Below are 21162 nucleotides of genomic sequence, written 5' to 3'. Positions count from 1 at the left end.
ACTCACCTCTTCTATGGTTTGAGAATCTTGCGGACGGCTTCCAGCCGCCCGGGGTCAACCGGCCTCAGCGGATCGCCGTCCTCCCGGACAGCCGAACCGAAATGCACCCGGCGGACAGCCGTCCGGGAGATGAAATCCTTCAGGCCTGCAGCATTCAAGCCGCTGCCTGCAAGGATGGAGAGCGAAGAACCGGCGGACAGCCGTTCCAATACGGCAATCCTCGCCATACCCTCAGCGGAAGTAGCCTTATCGCTGCCGCCGGAGGTCAATATATCCGTAATCTGCGGATACCGCTTCAAGACTTCAAGCGCCTCAAGCTGATCCCGCACCTCATCAAAAGCCCGGTGATACGTTACCTCCATCCCGGCCGCAGCATCAAGCAGCCGGACCAGCAATTCTTCGTCCACGGTCCCGTCACTGCGGAGCATGCCCGTGACCAGGGACAATCCGCCCACTCCGGCAATATGCCGGATATCGCGCAGCATCGTTTCCGCGTCTGATGGGTCATACCGGAAGGAACGCGCATGCGGCCGTACCATTACTCTTACGGGAATGCTGACTGCCTCCCGCACCGCTTCAATCAGCCCAAGGCTGGGTGTTAATCCGCCTTCACGGATTCCGGTAATCAGCTCTAACCGGTCCGCTCCATAACGTTCAGCGGTAACTGCATCACTTACTGTCGTGGCTATAACCTCTAACAGCATAGTTCACTCTACTTCCCTTCCTTGTTCATAATCATCCGTGCCGCGCCGATCATTCCGGCATCATTGCCAAGCTCGGCAGGAAGCACCTTAATGGACAGCGGTGACACGGCGGCAAGCCCGCTCATCCAGGCATCCCACCATAAGGCATGGGATTCCGCGACTCCGCCGCCAAGAATAATCGCCTCCGGGTCCATGAAAGACTGGATATTATGCACGGCCAGGCTCAGGTCGTGCATATATCTCTTCATGGGTGCAGCCGCTGTGGCGCTGCCTGCGGCGAATTCTGCCAGCAGTCTGCGGCCGTCCCAGCCCTCCGCCGCTTCTGCGGCCAGCCGGCTGAGCGCCTTGCCGGACAGATAATGCTCGGCGCAGCCCCGCTGCCCGCAGCTGCAGGGAATTCCTCCGGGATGGAGCACCATGTGCCCGATCTCCCCGGCCCCGCCCTGTCTGCCTGAGATAGCCTCAGCATTATGAATAACAGCTCCGCCGACACCTGTACCCAGCGTCAGCATTACATAATGCTCCAGCCCCGCAGCCGCCCCGCGCCAGCCTTCGCCAAGAGCGGCTGCATTGGCATCGTTGCCAACCGACACAGGCAGCGGGAACTCCTCCTCCACTGCTTCCGCCAGGCGCATGCCGGTCCAGCCCGGCAAATTCTCCGTCGCATAGAGGACTACGCCTTCAGCCGGTTCTACCCGCCCGGCGGTGCCTATGCCAATGCCGCCGAGCCCGTATCCGCAGCACACAAGCTCTGCAATAATCTTCTTCAGCGCAGCGAGAATCCCTGCTGCCCCCTCGTTCACAGGCGTAGCGGTACTGCGGCGGGCAACAATCTCCCCTTGCCCGTCCACCACTGCCGCCTTTATTCCGGTTCCGCCGATATCGGCCCCGATATAATAGCGGCTCATCCTTCGGCCTCCGTTGTTGCGCCGCCCGCCTTCTCTTTCATCGCCTTCACATAACGGGCGGCTATCCACTGCGGACGGGTAATCGCCGAGCCCACGACGACGAAGTCCGCACCCAGCTCCAGCGCCGCAGCCGCCTGCGCCGGCTCGGATATCCCGCCTTCGGCGACTACCGGCACCTCCAGGACAGCGGACAGCCGTTCCAGCAGATCCAGATTCGGCAGCGGAGTTCCCAGCGTCTCTGCGGTATAACCGCATAGCGTAGTCGAGATGTAATCCGCGCCCCATCCGGCCGCCTGCACCCCTTCTTCGAAGGTCGAAATATCGGCCATCACCGGTATCCCCGCAGTCTTCAGCGCGGCAAGGGTCGCCTCCAACGTGCGCCCGTCCGGCCGGAGCCGTCCGGTACCATCGATGGCCACAATATCGGCCCCGGCCGCATAGACGGCAAGTGCATCCTCAAGCGTCGGCGTAATGTAGACCTCACTGCCTTCATGCTGTATTTTGACCAGTCCGATCAACGGCAAGCCGGCGGCATCCTTAATCGCCCGGATATCCGCCAGCCCTCCGGCACGGATACCGGCCGCCCCCGCTTCCTTCGCCGCCATCGCCATCGCCACCATATGATGGCTTCCGAACAGCGGCTCGTCCTCCAGCGCCTGGCAGGATACGACCAGACCCTGATAGGGAATGAGACTCCCTGAACCTTTTCCCATAACCTCGCTCACCCTCCCTGCATATCATTTTCGCGTATCACACGGCTGCCCTCTTAACATTCTCTCATTCTTGCACCTTAGCCATCCAGCCTCCTAGCCCTTAACCGCCCCGCCCACCAGACCTTTAATAATGAAGCGCTGGACGAACAGGTAGAGAATGATGATCGGCAGGGCCACAAGTGCAGCACCGGCGAACATCTGCGGCCAGTTGGTGTTGTATTGGCTTTTGAAGGCCATGAGGCCCACGGGCAGCGTACGCATATCCGGCGAAGACAGATAGACCAGCGGATTGAAAAAGTCATTCCACGAGTTGATCGCCACCACGATAATACAGGTCGCCGTAATCGGCAGCGTCAGCGGAAAAATAATTTTCAGGAAGGTCCGCCAAGGTCCGCACCCGTCCACCAGCGCCGCCTCCTCAATTTCACTTGGCACGGTCTTGAAGAAATTCACATAGAGGAAGATCGGCAGGGCCAGCCCGGAAGCAATCTGGATCAGCGACAGCCCGACATGCGTGTTGAGCAGATGGATCTCCCGCAGCACCAGGAACGCCGGAATCGTGCCGGAGAAGGCCGGAAGGATCAGCCCCATCAGGAAGAAGGTCGACATCGCGTCCGATTTATATCTTTTGCCATGATGCAGACCGTAAGCGGCCAGCACCGAGACGCCGATGGCGGCAGCGGTTGTCATCACCAGCACCAGAACGCTGTTCCCGAAATACGGCAGCAGATTGCCGGTGCGGAACGCTTCGGTATAATTGCTCCACTGCGGGTCTTTGGGCAGGCTGAGCGGATTGATCGTTGACGGTGTCTGCAGCGAAACCGAGATCATGACCGCCATCGGAACGAGTACAATAATGAGCGCGATAATCAGCACGGTGTAAATAGAGGTTTTCTGTAATGTAGTCGTCAATTCGCCACCTCCAGACGGCTGAGCAGCTTCATCTGCACAAAGGTTACAACCAGAATCATCACGGACAGGATCATCGCCATCGCGGTGCCGTAGCCCATTTGCGAGGTTTTGAAGGCATATTGATAGATCATAATCCCGAATGTCTGCGTGGAATTGGCCGGTCCGCCTTGCGTCATGATGAAGACATGCTCGAACATTTTCATACAGCCGATCACCGACAGCACTGTGTTCACAATGACCGAAGGAATCAGCAGCGGCAGTGTAACTTTCCAGAATTTGTTCCACGGTCCTGCGCCGTCAATGCTTGAGGCTTCATATATTTCACCCGAAACGGATTGTAGTCCAGCCAAGTAGATCATCATCGAATAGCCTGTGTACTGCCAGACCATGACGAGTGCAATCGCGTAGATTGCCAGGGAAGGATCACCGAGCCAGTCCAGCTGCGCCAGACCATTCAGCCCGACTGCGGCAAAAAACTTCGGCAAAAATCCGACCATCGGCGCATACATGTAGCTCCACACATAGCCGATTACAACGGTGTTCAGGATAACCGGGAAAAAGATAATCGCCCGCATCCACACAATGCCCTTAAGCTTCTGGTCGAGCAGTACGGCCAGCAGAATTGATGCGCTATGCTGCAGCACGATGACTACAACGGAGAGAATCGCCATATTCTTCAGCGCCGTCAGGAGCAGCGGATCACGGAAGGCTTCGCGGAAATTCTCCAGCCCGACCCAGTCGGCCTTGAATGAGAAGCCGTTCCAGTCGGTGAAGCCGTAGTACAAGCCGCTGAAGATCGGTCCGGCAAAAAACAGCAGGTAGATCAGGAGCGCCGGCGCGATAAACAGCAGGTAATTGCGAAAATTCATGAATTTCATCTTCTGCCTCCATCCCTCACCCCAAATTTGGGTAAAAAAAAAGAAACCTAAGCGAAAGACAGAGTTGTCCTTGATCTGAGCTTTCGCTTATTCTCTTGTGTTGTGTGTGTTCTATAAAGATTGTGCCTGAAACTCCTCCCATTTAGGTTCAGCCGTGACTGCAGAGAATGTTTGGACCTCCGGCCGCTGTTATGTTTGGATTTCCTGATTTGGACCGCTGATCGCGGTAGAAATCCAAACATAAAGGCGGACGCTACCGCTCCTACAGTTCCAAACTTCTCTTCCGCCACTCTCCCTAAAAGGTATACTTTTCAAACCCAATCTTTATAGTTTTGTTTGTCTTATATGTTCTATATGTCCTTATCTTGAGCTGTTTGCATTTGTTCCAGCAGCTTGGTGGTGTCCACGCCCTGCTTCAGCAGAATCTGCTGGAAGATCGGGAACATTACCGGCTCGATGGACGAGGTCATGCTCGGGAAAATCTGGGCTTCGCTGGCGTCAATCAGCGGCTGGAGGGAAGCGGCCAGCGGGCTGTAGGTTTCGGACGTGCCGCCTTTTACCGTTACCGCCTGCTTCGTTTCATCGGACCAGATTTTAGCCATTTCCGGCTCGGCCACGAATTCCATGAACAGCTTGATTTCTTCCTGATGCTTGCTCCAGGATACGCCAACCAGCAGGTTGTCTGACACCAGATTCGTTACGAGCGGCTGATCGCCGCGGTTGACCGGAATCGGGAAGGCACTGAGTTCAAAGGCGGAGAAGTCTGCATCAAAGTTCTCGCTGTAGCCCCATTCGCCCATCGGCCACATAGCGGCTTTGCCTTCTTTGAATACCTGTGCCACCTGGTCATAGCTGAGGCCGACGGAGTTCTCCAGCAGATAACCTTTATCCGCCAGCTCCTTCATGCCGTCGAAGTAGCCGGTGAACTCAGGATCGGTCCACTTTTTGTCTCCGCTGGCCAGCTGCGGGAATACGTCTGCATTGTCATGCTGATACAGTCCGAACTGTGAAGTGGTGATGAACTGGGTCGCCCAGCCGTCCTTGCTTCCGATGACCATTGGTGCGGTGCCGCTGGCTTTGATGGTCTCGCTCACCGCCATCAGCTCTTCCCAATTGGTCGGAATCGCAAGCCCCAGCTGGTCGAACAGCGTTTTATTATAGAACATTACGATCGGCTGGCTGTTATAGGGAACGCCGTAGGTTTTACCGTCCACTGTGCCCAGCTTCACCGCAGCTTCAAGATAATTATCCAGCCAAGGGCTGCCGGAGATGTCCATCAGGACATTCTCTTTGGAGAATTCGGCCACCTGATTCGGGAACAGCCATAACATGTCCATATCGGACTTGGAGACAATCCGCGTACGGATGATTTCCCGGAATTGATCATACACTTTGTCGTGCTCTATCGTGATGTAGGGATATTTCTCCTGGAATTTATCAACCACCGTCTGGCTGATCGGGTTCCATGTGGTCAGCTTCAGCACCACCGGCTCTTTCTCAGCATCCCCTTCTGCAGCGGAACCGCTTGTAGCAGCCGCTCCGGAATTACCGTTTGATGCCGCATTATTACTGCCGCAGCCTGCAAGAATGACCAACAACCCAAGACATAATACCGACAACCACCAGAACCCGCCTTTTCTTCTCATGTGTTAGCCTCCCTGACATTATGTTTGTTTCATGAGTTAATCGTACTCTGTTTGTGTCAGGTTAACTACCAGGTTGATCTGCTGCTTTATAGCTATTAATTGCTTATCTTGACCGCTCTGCCGGATGACTGATCCTCCAACTAGACGAGAATTGCGGTTTCCGTCAAATATTTGCTCTTTACTCACTGATTGCGGAATTCCAGTGGTGTCAGACCTGTGTCATCTTTAAACAGCTTGCTGAAATAATGCGGGTTGGCATACCCCAGCTCCTCAGCCACCTCGTACACCTTCCGGTTGCTCTCGCGCAGCAGCTTGCGGGCCAGGAGCATTTTTTTGGCGGTCATATATTCATTGAAATGCTGTCCGGTCTCCTTAAGAAACTGGCGGCTCAGATGGCTGACGCTGACATGAATCGCCTCTGCGGTCCGCGCCAGCGTCACATCCTCCAGCAAATGCTCATCGATATAAGCCGTTGCCAGCCGGATAATTCCGCTCAGCTTCCCGCCGCTCACCGGCTCACGCTCCGCCGCACTTCTATAGGCCTCCGGCAGCTCCGCCGCTGTCCGGTGAAGTCCGCTGCAGGTATACGCCATGCGGATGCCCAGCATTTTGTACAACCCTTGTTCCAGCTGATCCAGATAACCCTGCATCGCACCGGCTCCCGCTTCGTCAACGGACGCCTTCTGCGGCAGCAGCCAGACCAGCTCCTTGTTCTCCCGGCTGAGCAATATCCCGCCCCATTCCCGGGAAGTATATTCCTCCAGATAATACCGGAACGACATAAAGCGGGCCAGCGCTGCCTGCGGTTCAATTTCTTCGTTCTCGGCCATGCGCAGAATAGCCAGCCGGTAGCCCGCTCCATACAGGGACTCCAGTCCATACTGCTGCCACTGCTCCAGCCAATTCTCCAGGGGGGCCTGTGTCTCAAGCATCGACTGCAGGAATAGATCCCGGTCCTTATCGCTGTATCCCGGCACCTGCGGCACTGCCGCCTGATGAAGCTGCTCCAGGGTCCCCGCTGCTTTGAGCAGCGCCGCTGCAATCTCCTCGGCCGCCATCGTCGGCTTATGCAAATAATCAACGACTCCGATGCGGACAGCTTCTTTTACATAAGGAAAGTCCTCAAAGCTGCTGAAGAAGATAATCTGCACACTGGGGTACTGTTCCTTGATTCTGCGCGCCAGCTCCAGGCCATCCATGCCCGGCATGCGGATATCCGTCATCACAATGTGAATCTCCTCCCGGGCCAGCACCTTAAGCGCCTCATGCCCGTTCGCAGCCTCGGCTTTCCAGGCAATGGCAAGCTCATCCCAATTCAGCATATAGCGCAGCCCCAGCCGCACAATGGTCTCATCCTCCACTACAAGCAAATTCCACATGCTTCATTCCTCCATTCGCGGCCGGGACGTATCTCCGTCTTCCGGTTGATAAGGCAAATATAATTCTGCCCGGGTTCCCTGGCCCGGACCACTCTTCAGCGTCAAGGTATACGGCGGTCCGAACCTAAGCCGGATACGGTCACGGACGTTGGCTACACCGATGCTTGAACCCGCGTTGCCGTCCCCATCAGGGGCTGGGCCATGCTCTCTCTCGCCGTTGAGCACCTCCAGTGCATCCTGCGGTATACCGTGCCCGTTGTCCGTGATGGTGATCAGCAGCTCATCCCCGCCGTTCCCTGTTATCCGGGCACCCACCTCAATCAGCAGCGGGCCTTCGATATCGAAGGAGCCGTGAAAGATCGCATTCTCCATCAGCGGCTGCAGAATCATCGGCGGGACCATCGCCTGCCCGATATTCTCTTCAATCTGCCACTCCACCTTAAAGCGGTTCGTGTAGCGCAGCTCCATCAGCCGCACATAATGATGCAGCAGCTCCAGCTCCGCAGACAGCGGCACCAGCTCGCTGTCCAGCTTCATATTGGCATGCAGCAGCTTGTTCAGTGACTGCAGCAGCCGGGCGATGCCTTCCGACTGCTGCAGCACGGCCAGCATGCGGATGGAATTAATCGTGTTATACAGGAAGTGAGGAGCGATTCTCGCTCTAAGCGCATACAGCTCGGCCTCCCGCTTCTGCCGCTCCTTCTCTTCAATCGACTGGACCAGCACATCGAGCCGCCGCACCATCGTGACATAGCTGAGATGCAGCTGGCCGATTTCGCCCTGGACCGGCGGAGCCGCCGGAGTGATGAACAGTCCCCGCTCTACGTCGCGCATGGAAGAGATCAGGCTGCGGATCGGCCTCGACAGATTCCGGGCCAGCAAGAGCGACAAGACAGCGGCTGCCACACTGAAGATCAGCACCAGCACCACGGTAAAGTTGCGGATCACATTCGCGTCGCCGAGCAGTTCTTCCCGGTCAATCATGAGATAGCTTGTCCAGCCCAAATACTCACTGTGCGCATATACACCGGTCGCCGCTGCCAGCCCGCCGCCCAGATCGGGCAGATTGATCAGGCCGCGGCTTGTCCCGCTGTGCGAGGACTTCTCTGCCGCTGCGCGGAGAAACCGCTCGTTGTCTCCGGTCTGTGTGGAATAGATCAGCTTCCCCTTCTCATCGGCCACAATCACATGCATGCTCTCCAGCTGGAAGGAGCGGACAATCTTGTCCATGAAGTCAGGACGGATATCCACGGCTACTACTCCGGCCGGAGTGAAATCATCATTAAGCAGCACGCGGGAAGCGGTAATTGTGGGGAACGGAGCACTGTTGAACTGCCGCTCCAGCCGCAGCCCGGAGATGAATACGCCTCCGCTTCGCTTGAGGGTCTCCTTATACCATTCCTCGTCTACCGGACTTACGGCTTCATTAATGGAGGAGCGGTCACTAACCCTGTAGCCGTAGATATTGCCTTTGGTGCTGTAGAATACCAGACCCTGAATCGTGGAGAAAATCGAAGGGTAAGTCACGAGCAGCTTGGCGAACTGCTGCTGGGTTTCAATCTCGCGGTAACCCCACTGGTCGCGGGGTACGTAAGGCTGGTTCAATATTTGAAAGATTTCCGGTGTGAAATAAGGAAAAGTACTGAAACGGTCCACATCCTCCACCTGGCGCTGGATCGCCGCATTCAGCTGTCCGGCAATGACGCCGAGATCGGCGTTCACCCGCGACTCCAGCGTGCTGACCGATTTGAAATATGCCATCGTGCCGATCACAATCGACGGGATAATCCCAAGCATGAAGAAGGCGAGCATCAGCTTGCTCTGGTATGTTAAGTTGTTCCACCGCCGCATCATCAGCCTCTCCTCCTGGTCCGTTAAATTTTATTCAGTATAAAGGATTCTGCAGACTGCTGCATGGAAAATAACGGAGTAAATATTTAACATCCTCTCACTCCAGACTTGGCAGAATAGCCAAACCCTTGATATACAAGCATTTATATCTAACATATATATGCCGCAACTTAATTGGTTTAAATTCAACATTGTTAGTTTATCTGCCACAAGCGTAAGGTTGGTCATGGCTAACCGGAGACGTGCGGGAGTGCGGGAACCTAGCGCTGAGCTTATAGCGGAAGCAGTCCAGCTAATGATAGATGTGGCGGAGGATGGTGTTGGCCAGCGGTGAAAGGCATGCGGCTTGTGAAGGCCGGCCTCAAAATGAAAATGTTGTACGTATTGCAACTCGAACCTCCCAATAATGGAGGATTCCTAAGGATTGTTGTACGAAATACAAGAATTCCCCCGCTTGGCCGCTTTCAGGAGAGAAAATGTTGCCTTTCGTACAACAATCCTGGATTAGAGCCGCTATCCTGAAGAAATTGTTGTATTTTCTGCAGGATTCTACAGCGTAACCCATCTGTTAGCGCGTCAGCACAAAAAACCGCCAGACCGTTAGGTCTGGCGGGTAACTTTTTCATCGACTGCAAGACTATAGGTTATACGCCTACTGTGCTTCTAATCGGCTCCAGCGCTTCGGAATGGCCGTACACCGGAACATCACGCTTGACCGGAGCACACCAGTTCACGCCGTTGATGATAACCTGCTGAATTTCCTTGTTGTAATAGGTTGGATAGGACTCGTGGCCGGGCTGGAAATAGAAAATATTCCCGCTGCCGCGCCGGTACGTTGATCCGCTCGGGAACACATTGCCGCCTTCGAACCAGCCGACAAAGATCAGACTCTCCGGTGCAGGCACGTCAAAGTGCGCCCCGTACATCTCTTCCTGCTCCAGGTCAATATATTCACCGATGCCTGCGGCAATCGGATGGCTGGGCTCCATCACCCAGAGGCGTTCTTTCTCCCCGGCTTCGCGCCATTTCAGATCACAGCTTGTGCCCATGAGCTTGATGAAGATTTTGGACATGTGGCCTGAATGCAGCACCACCAGCCCCATCCCCTCCAGCACGCGCTTATGAATCCGGTTCACTACCTCGTCACTCACTTCCTGATGGGCAACATGCCCCCACCATACCAGTACATCAGTTTTATTCAGCACTTCTTCTGTCAGGCCATGCTCCGGCTCGTCCAGCGTTGCCGTTCTTGTATCCAGTCCCGCTGCACTCAGAAAAGAGGCCAGCTGTACATGTATGCCATTCGGATAGACCTGGCGGATTCGTTCTTCCTGCCGCTCATGGCGGTATTCATTCCATACGGTTACTCTGGTCACTATGGACACTCTCCTGTTTCAAAGGTGAATTTTACGGTTAATTTTATTTTTTGACTACTTTTTATACCTCTATCATACAAATCTGCAAGCAGGCTTTCTTCCTGCATTCTTGCTCAATTATTCCCGGATATTGTCTTGCGGTATTTAAGCGGAGAGATCCCCGTAGCTTCCTTGAATAAATGGTGAAAGGTCTTCCCGCTGCCGAACCCGGCCGCTTCCGCTACAGCTGACATCGGCAGGTCTTCGTTAAGCAGAATCCACTTGGCCTTATTCAGCCGGTATTCCGTCAAAAACGCGACAAAGGTCATACCTGTATTCTTCTTGAACAGCTTGGTGAAATAATACGGGCTGAAGCCCATGTATCCGGCCACCTCATTCAGTGTAATCGCTTCCTGATAATGCTGCTCCACATAGCTGAAGATCCGCTCCAGCCGCTCCAGCGTCTCTCTGGACTGGGACAATGTGTCTTCCGAGAACTTGGGCTGCTTCTTGACCCTGCTCTTCGGCACCTCCCGCATAATAACCGTCAGCATTTCGAACATCCTGGCCTTAATCAGATAAGCGTAGCCTTCCCGGCGCTGTGTATCCTCCTCATAAATGCTCTCAATCAGAGCCTTAATACTGGCGGCGGCCCCTTCCGGCCAGCTTGAGCTGGAGAATTCCATCTCCGTGAACATATCCCGCAGCGGATAGTCATTGCCTCCCAGTGCTGCAACCTCCTGAAAGAAATTCAGATCAAACTGTATCACTACCCGCTCACTGTCAGGTGACGCCAGGAAATAATGCACATCTCCGCCGTTGATGAACTGCACTTCACCCTGCTCCATCCGGATCGGCACATCATTGATTCCCAGATTCAGACTTCCCTTGGTTACATAGATAATTTCGATTTCTTTATGCCAATGCGGATAGGTCAGATCATCTCCTCCGCAGACCAGGCTGCGAAACGGAAAATGCTTGTCTACATCCGGAATTTCCAGATAGATATTCATAAGCGCGGCTCCTTGTCCGGGATATTGATCATTGCGTACTCTATATTCATTTTAGAGAAATATGCCTGCCCATGCCAACTTAAAGTAAAGGAGAGCCGCACTAGACCAAAGACCAGTATTATTCCCGCCTCCGGGTGCGTGTATTGTATGGATTTAACCTTTATACTGAAGAAGGTAAAATTTGGAGAGGGGTTGCCCTGATGTTACGACGAAGTATAAACGCGTGGAAAATGCTCATGCTTTCTTTGCCCAAAGGAATAATCGCTTTTGTTATTGCCATTACAGGCCTATGTGTAAGTCTGCCTCTGGTAATTATATGGGTTGGGCTGCCTCTGCTGGCCCTGACACTAACCTGGTGCCGCACGTTGATGATCAGTGAACAGAAGGCTGCCGAAGCCTGGTCTCACGGTAAAGGGGAAGCCTCGCAGCATATTATGCCAGAGCATCCGTCTGCCTTCCGCTGGGAAGGTCTGCGGACATTAGGATACCAGCTTCGCCAAGGCCAGTCGTACCGGGGAATCCTGTACAGCATACTGCAGCTGCCCGCAGGTATTCTGGGATTCACCCTTGCTCTTGCCCTGCCCTCGGTTGCCATTAGTGCCCTCCTGTCGCCTGTAGTCCAGAGAGTCAGCTCTTCCGTATTCTCATATGACCAGAATATGCTGGACCCGGACGTCTTCGTGTTCCTGTCTGGTACAACACCGGATGAACGCTCCTGGATCGTATGCGGAATGGGATTTGTACTGCTGCTGATGCTGCCGTTACTGCTTTCGGGCCTTGGACGTTTGTATACTGCCTGGATCAACATGATCTCTGGAACACACCAGGATGTGAAAGCCCCGCTCGAAGTCCTACATAACGCTTAGACGCTTCACTTCTGGCAAAGGTACGGCTTGCACCTGTTGTACTGTTCCGGTTCACGAAAAAACGGCGGTACATCACCATGATGCGCCGCCGTATCTTTTCTGCATATGTACGCCTCATTCTACTAATCAAATTTTAACTGGAGCGAATCACAAATTGGTATATAGCCTATCTTTTGATAGATGCTATTAGATATGGGATTTGCTAAGTCCGTATATAAGACGCACTTCGTAAACCCTTTATCCAAGGCAAGCTGGCTTATTTGCGCCACAATTGAAGTAGCGTAACCCTTGCCGCGCTCATATGGAGGGGTATATACAAATGCCACGCCAATAGCCGTCTGCATTTCCCTTGTATATCCAGCCATAGAAACGGGTATCCCGTTGTCTTCTAAAATATAGATTTTTTTCGATGCTATCCGGTAGAGGTAAGGGTCTGCCTCTTGCGGGATGGACATTTCTGTTTGGCCATAACTCCCCGCTGCATAAAATGCTTCAGCCCAGTATGGGAAAAAGTGAATATCCTTTTCATTCAGCAATCGAACGATACCAACCTTTTGAATGTCCGGGTTTACTGCCGTAAGTTCATATATACGCTGGCTCATGGTTGTATTACAGGTTATTCCCTTGCGCAAGGCATATTCTTTGGCATAATACTCTGCCAGGTTTTTTTCGGTTGTCACACCTGGAATTTCACGGTCCTTCAACCCGTCTATCAGACAGTTTATAGCTTCCGGGTTAATGATGTTGTCTGTTGCATAAAGCGTAATATTGTGTGGCGGTGTCATTATGGCGGTAAGTTGTATGCCCTTAGCATCCGAAATAGTTGCCATTACCCAATTTACAGGGTCACGCCAGTCTGTTTTGTCTTTTCCTTCATGCCCAATGATGATATTGCCAAGAGGAATCAAATTTTGTGCTTCATGACGCATCAGGACATCATAGGTATCACGGTAAAACTCATGCACATCCGTATACAACTTGAATTGCATTGAAATATCACCCTTTCATCTGCTCACAGATCTACTTGTCCTCTTCACCGCATTTGGTCTAACAATCCTGCCCGAAAGCTTAATAAAAGCATCGTCAGTCTACAACTTTACTTTCTTTTGACAACGGGAAGCGTTGTTCCTGCAGCTTAACCAGAAACGGCTACACCGTCCCTGAGGGTCAGCATAGCCGTTGCTCCTTGTCCTAAGGACTATAGCTTAATCTTCAAAACTACCTTCCGCACAGCCTCGGGCTTGCCTGCTTCAATCCCTGTCATATGTCCGTCCTGCGGATAACACACGACAAGAGCACCCGGCCCTGCAGTTACCGTAGATTCTACTGCACCGGTGAAGAAGATCGCATCCTTCTCTGCGCTGTAGTCATCTCTCACATCAAGCTGCTCAACCGCAGCATAGCCGATCCGCTCTGTACCTTCCAGAATATAATGCAGATCGAGATTCACACGGTGAGCTTCCCAGAAGCATTCTCCGGCATCCTTGGTCTGATATTCGTTGATGAAATAGAACATCTCATCATTGACCTCATGGCGTCCGGCCGCTTGCCCGGTGAAATCGGTATCGCGCAGAAACTGCAGCCCCCTCTGGATCTTCTCTCCGTATGCAGCCTCATCTTTGAGCAAATGGCTAAGTGTATCAACAATCATGCCTGGAATCCCCCTGGAATCTCTGAATTATTCCCCGCCTTGCAGAATACCCAAATAATATATGATCCCGGCAGGCCCGGTCTATGTATTTGTTCACGTACTCCCCGCATATCTATTAAATAGTTACCTTTTAGGAGGCGGTTCAGTGCTTATTATTCTGATGTACATGTTTGCTGTGCTTGGCGTTTCGCTCCTGCTGTCAGCTGCGGTGCTTCAGTTCATACGGTCCCATCCCCAAGCACCCGGCCGGAAAGAGGCCATCCATGCCTTGTCCGCATTCAATCTTAAATTTCCCCAGCGGTTCATCACACCTGATGAATCCCATCTGATCGCCTTGGATGAGGCGGGCCAGACTATGGCCATCGGTCTGCTGCATCCCGGCAGGCAGGAGCCGGCGACAGCCACCATCTACACGTTCGACACCATTCTGGGAGCGGAGATCGTCGAGAATGCCTTAACGCTCAGCAAAGTCAGCAAGACGAGCCGGATTACGACCAGTGCGCCGAGAATCCGCCCAAGTGTAGCCGCCACCCCCGGGTTCGCAGAAGCTGTCCAAGCCGTAAGCAATGCCGAAGAGATCAGCGAGCTGACGCTAAAAATCTATTTTAACAACGCGGATACGCCTGTCGTATCGATTCCCTTCCTGCCCCGGCTGCTGCCGGCCCGAAAAACAGATCTTCAGTACTCCGCAGCCTTTCTGGAGGCGCAGCAGGTGCACGAGAGAATCCGCAATATCGTCTCAGCCTGAAATCATGCTTAACGTGAGGCCGCTGTGAAGCTCTCCAAGGTCCGTCCTTGTCTTAGCTTACCGATGATCGTCAGCAGGAAGCTCTCCGCGAGACTGCCCTTCAGTATGGCGTCCGCAGCTTCATCCAGCGTGAACCATGCCGCATGATCCAGCTCAGCGCTCATTGCGCTTAAGTCCTCCGTGTCAGCCACACTGATGAAATTAAGCATCAGCGTATTGGAAGGGGCGAAATACTGGCTGCGCATGTATTCATAAGCGATGATCTCAAGCCCTGCTTCTTCCTGCACTTCGCGGATCAGCGCTGCCTCGGCGTTCTCCCCTTTATTCACGTAACCGGCCAGCAGGATATAATCCTTGCGGTTATACTGCTGGATGAGCAGGATTCTATCCAGCTCCCTGTTCAGCACCGCTGTACTCATCGCCGTGCTGAACACCGGGAACCGGAACGCGGCACAGGACTCACAGTAAGGTACCTCCCCTTCTCCGTTACATTCCTTCAGGACCAGACGGCTTCCACATTCGAGACAAAACTTCAAGTGTATCGCTTCTTTCTGTTATGGGTATAGTTCAGACTTATTCTAAGCGATTGTTGAAGAACACACCAGCCGAAATTCAATACCGCACATAGACCGCTTCCCGGCAAAAAAAGCCCGCTGCCGGCAACACGCGCAGGCAACGGGCTTGCAATTCGTCATTACTCGGCTGTAAACACATACTCGCCTTGAGCAATAGTGAGCGTACGGCCCGCCAGTCCCGGAGCATCGCCGCTTAGCAGCAGCCGGGTCATCTGCCGGTCTTCCCCGCGCCGGAATTCAAATACCTTATCGCCAACCGCCAGTGAAACGCTATCGCCGGGGGTTGCAGATGAACCGGCCTGTACTTCCGCCAAGCCGAAGATTTCTCCCCAGTGAGCCGCCGCCGCTGCCGGATCAGGTACGGAGAATACAGCACGGCGGACCGTCACTTCTCCTGCCGGATGGGGAACGATAATTCCCGCTGCCGTCAGCTCCTCTTCCCGCAGGGCATCGGTTCCCTTCCACTCGATTATGAAGGGATAGACCAGACCCTGGTAATGGCCGCCGATAGTCAGCATGCGCCATTCAACCCACTGTCCCTGTGCATTCAGCCGTCTGCCATCAAGTATGGGTGACAGCTTCAGGCCCTGCTTCTCCAGCGCTGATGCGGTTGCTTCAATATCATCGGTGCGGATCGCTACCCTGCTGAACCCTTCATGATCAGGCAGCAGATTCACGGCGTCCTTCACTACCAGATTAGGGGTATCCAGACTTGCCGCTAATTCCCGGTTCTCAATCGCCAGGAATTCGATGTAGTTCAGCCCGAAATAGCTTAGCGCGTTATGAGTCCCCCACAGCTTATGCGATCCGCCGTAGGAAGCGGCCAGGCCATTGTCCCTGAAGGCTCCGATGGCCTGTTCAAGATCATTGACATAATGCACGGTATGATCCCACTGCAGCACGCTCATGACTTCACCTGCCCCAGCTCCGTTGTGCGTTTCACTGCAGCCTTGACACTGCGCTGAAGTCCGGCTGCGAAGCCGCTGTTGTTCAGCTCATACAGCGCGTGAATGCCAACTCCGCCCGGAGAGTTGTTGATGTCCAGCAGCTGCCGGGGATGCAGTCCGCTGTGCCGAAGCATGGCTACGGCCCCCTCTACATTCTCCAGCGCCGTCGTCCAGGCTTGTTCGCGCGGCAATCCTGCCAGCACTCCGGCATCGGCCAGGGACTCGATGAAATAATAGACATAATTCGGCCCGGCCACCCCGTACCCGGTAAAGATATCAATCAGCGATTCCTCCAGATACTGCACCTTGCCGAACCCGTTCAGGAACTCCTCCACCTGCTCCTTATCCGCGAAAGCGTTCAGAGCTGCCCCGCTGTAGCCGAGTCCGGTATCGGTCAGCGTATTCGGGATCACCCGGATAATCGGACGTTCTGCTCCAACGTAACCACCCAGCCTATCGATGGTCACTCCGGCGACAATGGACAGGACCGCCGCTCCGCTTGACGCATAGCTGAAGATGGCCGCGCCAACAGCTGCAAGATCATCCTGCGGCCGGACGGCAATAATGATCAGCTCCGCTCCGGCAAGCTCCGCCTCCTGAGACTTGCCGGCTGCCCGCACGCCATAGGCAGTATTCAGATAAGCCGTCCGTTCTTCATGAATGTCTGCCACGCTGATCTGCTCAGCCTTATAAGTACCATTGCCAACAACGGCCCGGATGATCGCTTCCGCCATTTGCCCGCCGCCGATGAAATGAATTCTGCCCGCTGCCATATCAGTTCTTCTCCCAGGCATCCGGAAGGATGAAGCCGTCGTATTTATCCTGGGCGTTGATGTAATCCTCGAACTCCTGCGATTCATACGCTGCCTTCAGATCCTTGGCCCACTGGGTATCCAAATCGCCCTTGTTCACCGTCACGGTTACCCGGTGCTGCTCCGGCGTGTTCTCAATCTGGAGCGCTTCGGTAATCTGCCGCTTGGCATTGGCGATATAGTTGCCGTTCACCACACCGTAATCCACATCGGCCAGCGAGACCAGAATCTGCGCCGAATCCAGCGACTCCAGCTTCAGATCGTATTTGTCCGGCTCCACACTGCTGAGGTTGAAGTCTGTTGTCCCGGCATCCGCCTTGACCTTCACCCAGCCGAGATCCTCCAGAATTCGTACCGCACGCTCCTGGTTAACCGGATCATTCGGCAGGGCAATCACAGAGCCGTCCTTCACTTCATCAAGCGATTGATGCTTCTCGGAATAGAGTCCCTGCGGTGCGCTCGGCACGAAGTTCAGCACAGCCATATCCGCATCCAGTTCCGCGTTGATGCCTTCCATGTAAGCCGTACTCTGGAAGATGCTTGCGTCAATGGAGCCTTCCTTCATCGCCGGATTGACCTGCATGTTCTGGGAGAAGGTTTTGATCTCCACCTTGTACCCTTCCTTCTCCAGAATCGGCACAATACCAAGCCGGAACTGTTCTTCATAGGTGCCCACGCCAAAGCCGACAACGATATCCTTCTTCTCTTCTCCGGTAGCCGTTTTGTTCCCGCAGGCTCCCAGCACGACCGACATCCCCACCAGAACCACAGCTGCCAATTTCTTAAACTTCACGATATTTTTCATTATTTGAACCCCTTTTCATATGTGACTCATGCGGAATAGAATCACGTAATGCCTGTAACGAACGATCTTCCACGGTAATCGGGATCGCGCAATTGGGTGCAAGCAGGAACGGCTCGTCCGCCATAAGGCGCAGGGCGAATTCAGCCTGTGCACGGATGCGCCCGGGATCATGTGCTGCGAATAAGGCATGATCCACTCCCCCCACCTTCGTCGGCCTCAGCTCTGCATGCAAACCGGGGTTACCCGGTGCTGCGGTATCCCAGCTGATGCCCTCAATGGGATAATTATTGAACCTTTCCGGCTGCGAATAGGCACCGCAAGTATGCAGAATCCTTTTGCCATAACCGGCGGCTTCCAGCACCATCTCATCATACGGCCGGGACAGCTCCTGAAACGCCGCATCATCAAAAACCCCCGGATGAGCAGTGCCGGTCACCGCATAAAAAATCCCGTCCAGCCCCCGTTTTCCCAGCTCCTGCACATAATCCGCCAGCGTCAGGGCGATGGCCTTCAGCGCTTGATGTACACCTGCACGCTGCTCCTCCAGCAGACTTTCCACGGTCACCGGCTCACGGCTGCCATAAACCGTGTCACCGGCATAAGCCGACTGGCCCGCCAGAAACAGCAGCACGGTAAGCGGCGAGAAAATGGTCTGGGTCAGCGGAGTATCCGGCAGGCCCTGGCGTATAAGGCTTACAGCCTCTAACTGCTCGGCCAGCGGCGCTGCGGCTGCAGCCTGCTGCGCCTGTATATTCCAGACATCCTCCGGCTTCCGGATCACCGCACGGGTCTGCTTGGGAAATACCGTACGGTAATCCGCGAAATCATAGGTGTTGCCCCATGTCTCTGCATAATACGTAGCCCGCGGATTGATTTTGACCCAGTCCCAATCGAATTGCTTCGTATAAGCTACTGTACTGTCTGCAAGATCACCGGCATTACTCTCCCGGTCTACGAAATGGCGCCAGCCGCTAACAATCGGCCGATCGGCCCGCTCCCCTGACAGCAAGGCCGCAAAACGCTCCTGTCTCGACCACTCTCCCATATGTTCTCCCCCTTCTGGATGCAACACATTGTCTCCGAAATATTAAATAAAGAGTTATTCTATCGGATTTAAATGAATTGGCCGTATAATAGCATGGGGAAAAATGAAACGTCAATGAGATATCCATCACTTTCATGAAATATTTCATAAATCCCCGGATCGTTAAATAACACATTGACAGCGCCTTTCCGTTAAAGGTATTATGCGCAGTAAATAAATCAATCGGATTAATCAGGAATCTACAGGAATGATAGATTAATTGGAGAAAGCGGGGCTGTACATCCATGCCGTCATTAACTCAAGATCAGGAACAGCAGCTGGCTCAGCGTTTGATTCAGGTGCGCAGGGAGCTTCATCAGCAGCCCGAGCTGTCGAACGAGGAATTTCAGACCACTGACAAGCTGCGCCGCTGGCTGGCTGAAGCGGGAATTACTGTGCTTGATCTTCCGCTGCAGACAGGACTGATTGCCGAGATCGGCAGCGGCCGGGGCCCGGTTGTTGCCATCCGTGCAGATATCGATGCCCTGCCTATTGAAGAGGATACGGGGCTGCCCTTCTCCTCCGTGATTCCCGGCAGGATGCATGCCTGCGGGCATGATTTCCACACGGCAGGCATCCTTGGCGCAGCCTGCTTGCTGAAGGCACAGGAAAGCGAGCTTGCCGGGACCGTCAGAATACTGTTCCAGCCTGCGGAAGAGACCGGGCATGGGGCCATAGCCGTACTCGAGTCCGGCGGGCTCCGCGGAGTAGATGCCATTTTTGGACTGCACAATAACCCGGACCTGCCAGCAGGCTCATTCGGAACACGCAACGGTGCACTTACTGCCGGTGTAGACCGGTTTGTCATTAAGGTTCTCGGCAAAGGAGGACATGCAGCTCAGCCGGAACGCGGCCAGGATACGATTGTAACAGCGGCGCAGATCATCACCTCGCTGCAGACAATCGTGAGCCGGCTTACCAGTGCGGTTGAATCGGTGGTGGTCAGCGTAACCCGGATACAGGGCGGCAACACCTGGAACGTCCTGCCCGGCGTTGTAGAGCTGGAAGGCACAGTCCGGACGTATAATGAAGCCATCCGCCAAGCCGTGCCACGGCAGATCCGGCAGATTATCGAAGGGGTCGCTGCCGCTGCAGGAGCTGAAGCACAGCTTGAGTGGATACCCGGACCGCCGGCAACGGTCAATGACCCCCGCTGGGCCGGGTTTGCCGCAGCGACTGCGGCCCGTCTTGGCCTCACTGTCTTTGAGCTTGATCCGCAGATGGGGGGCGAGGATTTCGCCTTTTATCTGCAGCAGCTGCCGGGCGCATTCGTCAACATCGGTACCGAAGGGGTTTACGGCCTTCATCACCCGCGCTTTGACGTCGATGAATCGGCGCTGCTGCCGACAGCACGGTATTTCGCAGAGCTTGCTGCTGCGGCCCTGAATGAGCTGGGAATTAATCCCCCATTCTAATGGCTTCTGCCGGTGCAAGGGTAATTTCCAAGAAATCACACCCTTTTCGCTGCTTGCGGACAGGGTTTCTTCATGTTATGTGGAATACACTACAAGGGGGCCCGTCCAACACGGGCATCATCACAACCAAGAGACGGAGGGAATTACAGTACATGAACATCATTAATTTCGCGCATCGCGGCGCATCCGCAGTCGCCCCGGAGAACACAATGGCGGCATTCCGCAAGAGTCTTGAGCTTGGCGCAACCGGCATCGAAACAGACGTGCAGATGACGAGTGACGGAGCCATAGTAATCATTCATGATGAGAATCTTAGCCGCACCACTACAGGCAGCGGATATGTGAAGGATAAGACGCTTCGTGAAGTGCTGGAGGTCGATGCGGGGTCCTGGTTCAGTCCTGAGTTCACAGGAGAGCGGATTCCGACACTGGATGAGCTGCTGGATCTGCTTCAGGGACGTGAGACAGTACTTAATATTGAGCTGAAGAACGGCACATTCCTTTATCCCGGTATGGAGGAAAAGGTAATAGCCGCTGTACGGGAGCAGGGCATGAGTGAGCGGGTAGTCATCTCCAGCTTCAACCACTACTCCCTTGCTTATTGCAAGTCGCTGGCACCGGAGATCCGCACCGGCATACTGTATGGCGAAGGCTTATACCGTCCGTGGGATTATGCGGCTACGCTTCAGGCGGATGCGCTGCATGCCCATTACTCTTCCGTTCTGCCGGAGTTCGTCACCGATGCAGCGGAGAGCGGAATCGTCTATCATCCCTGGACTGTAAATGATCCCGAACAGATGACCTATCTGATTGAGGCCGGAGTGGCCGGCATCATTACCGATCACCCGGATGTACTTGCCGGGCTGCTGGCAGCCCAGGGATTATAGTATTGGCAAAAAG

At 54.2% G+C, this 21162-nt stretch carries 21 protein-coding genes; 4 read left to right on the top strand and 17 right to left on the bottom strand.

What is annotated here, in order from left to right; all coding sequences use genetic code 11:
* Positions 1-11: 11 nt before the first annotated feature.
* The 10 genes from P40081_RS06310 to P40081_RS06265 all read right to left on the bottom strand — a co-directional run bounded on the left by P40081_RS06310 (position 12) and on the right by P40081_RS06265 (position 11359).
* Positions 12-704, bottom strand: coding sequence for a copper homeostasis protein CutC (locus P40081_RS06310; protein ID WP_042134166.1), 693 nt, complete (start codon positions 702-704; stop codon positions 12-14).
* A gap of 8 nt (positions 705-712) precedes the next feature.
* Complete coding sequence (locus P40081_RS06305) at positions 713-1612, bottom strand: ROK family protein (protein ID WP_042134164.1); 900 nt, start codon at positions 1610-1612, stop codon at positions 713-715.
* The gene (locus P40081_RS06300; protein ID WP_042134161.1) at positions 1609-2325 is read right to left on the bottom strand and encodes an N-acetylmannosamine-6-phosphate 2-epimerase; all 717 of its coding nucleotides are present in this window, start codon (positions 2323-2325) and stop codon (positions 1609-1611) included. The genes P40081_RS06305 and P40081_RS06300 overlap by 4 nt, the downstream gene beginning before the upstream one ends.
* Before the next feature lie 93 nt (positions 2326-2418).
* Positions 2419-3237: a carbohydrate ABC transporter permease gene (locus P40081_RS06295; RefSeq protein WP_042134160.1), complete on the bottom strand. Its 819-nt coding sequence runs from the start codon at positions 3235-3237 to the stop codon at positions 2419-2421.
* Positions 3234-4115 (bottom strand): carbohydrate ABC transporter permease, encoded by an 882-nt coding sequence (locus P40081_RS06290; RefSeq protein WP_039309670.1) that lies wholly within the window; start codon positions 4113-4115, stop codon positions 3234-3236. Before P40081_RS06290 ends, P40081_RS06295 begins: the two co-directional genes overlap by 4 nt.
* A gap of 350 nt (positions 4116-4465) precedes the next feature.
* Positions 4466-5761, bottom strand: a complete 1296-nt coding sequence (locus P40081_RS06285) for an ABC transporter substrate-binding protein (RefSeq protein WP_042134157.1) — start codon at positions 5759-5761, stop codon at positions 4466-4468.
* 182 nt (positions 5762-5943) lie between these two features.
* Positions 5944-7140, bottom strand: a complete 1197-nt coding sequence (locus P40081_RS06280) for a response regulator (RefSeq protein ID WP_042134155.1) — start codon at positions 7138-7140, stop codon at positions 5944-5946.
* Positions 7141-7143: 3 nt separating this feature from the next.
* Positions 7144-8994, bottom strand: coding sequence for a cache domain-containing sensor histidine kinase (locus P40081_RS06275; protein ID WP_052421693.1), 1851 nt, complete (start codon positions 8992-8994; stop codon positions 7144-7146).
* Between the two features lie 641 nt (positions 8995-9635).
* On the bottom strand, positions 9636-10367 hold the full coding sequence (locus P40081_RS06270; RefSeq protein ID WP_042134154.1) for a ThuA domain-containing protein: 732 nt from the start codon (positions 10365-10367) through the stop codon (positions 9636-9638).
* 113 nt (positions 10368-10480) lie between these two features.
* Positions 10481-11359 carry an AraC family transcriptional regulator gene (locus P40081_RS06265; protein ID WP_042134152.1) on the bottom strand — a complete coding sequence of 293 codons (879 nt, stop codon included), beginning with the start codon at positions 11357-11359 and terminating at the stop codon, positions 10481-10483.
* 200 nt (positions 11360-11559) lie between these two features.
* Here P40081_RS06265 and P40081_RS06260 point away from each other — a divergent pair, with 200 nt between their 5' ends.
* Positions 11560-12225: a sensor domain-containing protein gene (locus tag P40081_RS06260; RefSeq protein WP_081969844.1), complete on the top strand. Its 666-nt coding sequence runs from the start codon at positions 11560-11562 to the stop codon at positions 12223-12225.
* Between the two features lie 122 nt (positions 12226-12347).
* Here the strand turns inward: P40081_RS06260 and P40081_RS06255 are convergent, their stop codons facing one another.
* Positions 12348-13214, bottom strand: a complete 867-nt coding sequence (locus P40081_RS06255; RefSeq protein ID WP_042134147.1) for a GNAT family N-acetyltransferase — start codon at positions 13212-13214, stop codon at positions 12348-12350.
* 209 nt (positions 13215-13423) lie between these two features.
* Complete coding sequence (locus tag P40081_RS06250; protein WP_042134145.1) at positions 13424-13876, bottom strand: NanQ anomerase/TabA/YiaL family protein; 453 nt, start codon at positions 13874-13876, stop codon at positions 13424-13426.
* Positions 13877-14021: 145 nt separating this feature from the next.
* Here P40081_RS06250 and P40081_RS06245 point away from each other — a divergent pair, with 145 nt between their 5' ends.
* Complete coding sequence (locus P40081_RS06245) at positions 14022-14624, top strand: hypothetical protein (RefSeq protein WP_042134142.1); 603 nt, start codon at positions 14022-14024, stop codon at positions 14622-14624.
* An 8-nt stretch (positions 14625-14632) separates the two neighbouring features.
* Here P40081_RS06245 and P40081_RS06240 read toward each other — a convergent pair whose 3' ends face one another.
* From P40081_RS06240 to P40081_RS06220, 5 genes are all read right to left on the bottom strand, one after another.
* Positions 14633-15160, bottom strand: a complete 528-nt coding sequence (locus tag P40081_RS06240) for an NAD(+) diphosphatase (RefSeq protein ID WP_042134141.1) — start codon at positions 15158-15160, stop codon at positions 14633-14635.
* 158 nt (positions 15161-15318) lie between these two features.
* Positions 15319-16107 (bottom strand): VOC family protein, encoded by a 789-nt coding sequence (locus P40081_RS06235; RefSeq protein ID WP_042134138.1) that lies wholly within the window; start codon positions 16105-16107, stop codon positions 15319-15321.
* The gene (locus P40081_RS06230) at positions 16104-16919 is read right to left on the bottom strand and encodes a pyrroline-5-carboxylate reductase family protein (protein ID WP_042134136.1); all 816 of its coding nucleotides are present in this window, start codon (positions 16917-16919) and stop codon (positions 16104-16106) included. Before P40081_RS06230 ends, P40081_RS06235 begins: the two co-directional genes overlap by 4 nt.
* Before the next feature lies 1 nt (position 16920).
* Positions 16921-17763, bottom strand: a complete 843-nt coding sequence (locus P40081_RS06225) for a MetQ/NlpA family ABC transporter substrate-binding protein (protein WP_042134134.1) — start codon at positions 17761-17763, stop codon at positions 16921-16923.
* Positions 17741-18808, bottom strand: a complete 1068-nt coding sequence (locus P40081_RS06220) for a uroporphyrinogen decarboxylase family protein (RefSeq protein ID WP_042134132.1) — start codon at positions 18806-18808, stop codon at positions 17741-17743. The genes P40081_RS06225 and P40081_RS06220 overlap by 23 nt, the downstream gene beginning before the upstream one ends.
* Before the next feature lie 284 nt (positions 18809-19092).
* Between P40081_RS06220 and P40081_RS06215 the strand changes: the two genes are divergently transcribed.
* Together P40081_RS06215 and P40081_RS06210 are read left to right on the top strand one after the other, a co-directional pair.
* Positions 19093-20262, top strand: a complete 1170-nt coding sequence (locus P40081_RS06215) for an amidohydrolase (RefSeq protein WP_042134131.1) — start codon at positions 19093-19095, stop codon at positions 20260-20262.
* A gap of 152 nt (positions 20263-20414) precedes the next feature.
* On the top strand, positions 20415-21149 hold the full coding sequence (locus P40081_RS06210) for a glycerophosphodiester phosphodiesterase (protein ID WP_042134129.1): 735 nt from the start codon (positions 20415-20417) through the stop codon (positions 21147-21149).
* The last annotated feature ends 13 nt before the right edge of the window (positions 21150-21162 follow it).

Source organism: Paenibacillus sp. FSL P4-0081, assembly GCF_000758565.1.
In the GTDB taxonomy this organism is placed as follows: Bacteria; Bacillota; Bacilli; order Paenibacillales; family Paenibacillaceae; genus Paenibacillus_AQ; species Paenibacillus_AQ phytohabitans.
Note: the sequence above shows the minus strand (reverse complement) of the source record. Positions and strands in the feature narration are given on the sequence as shown.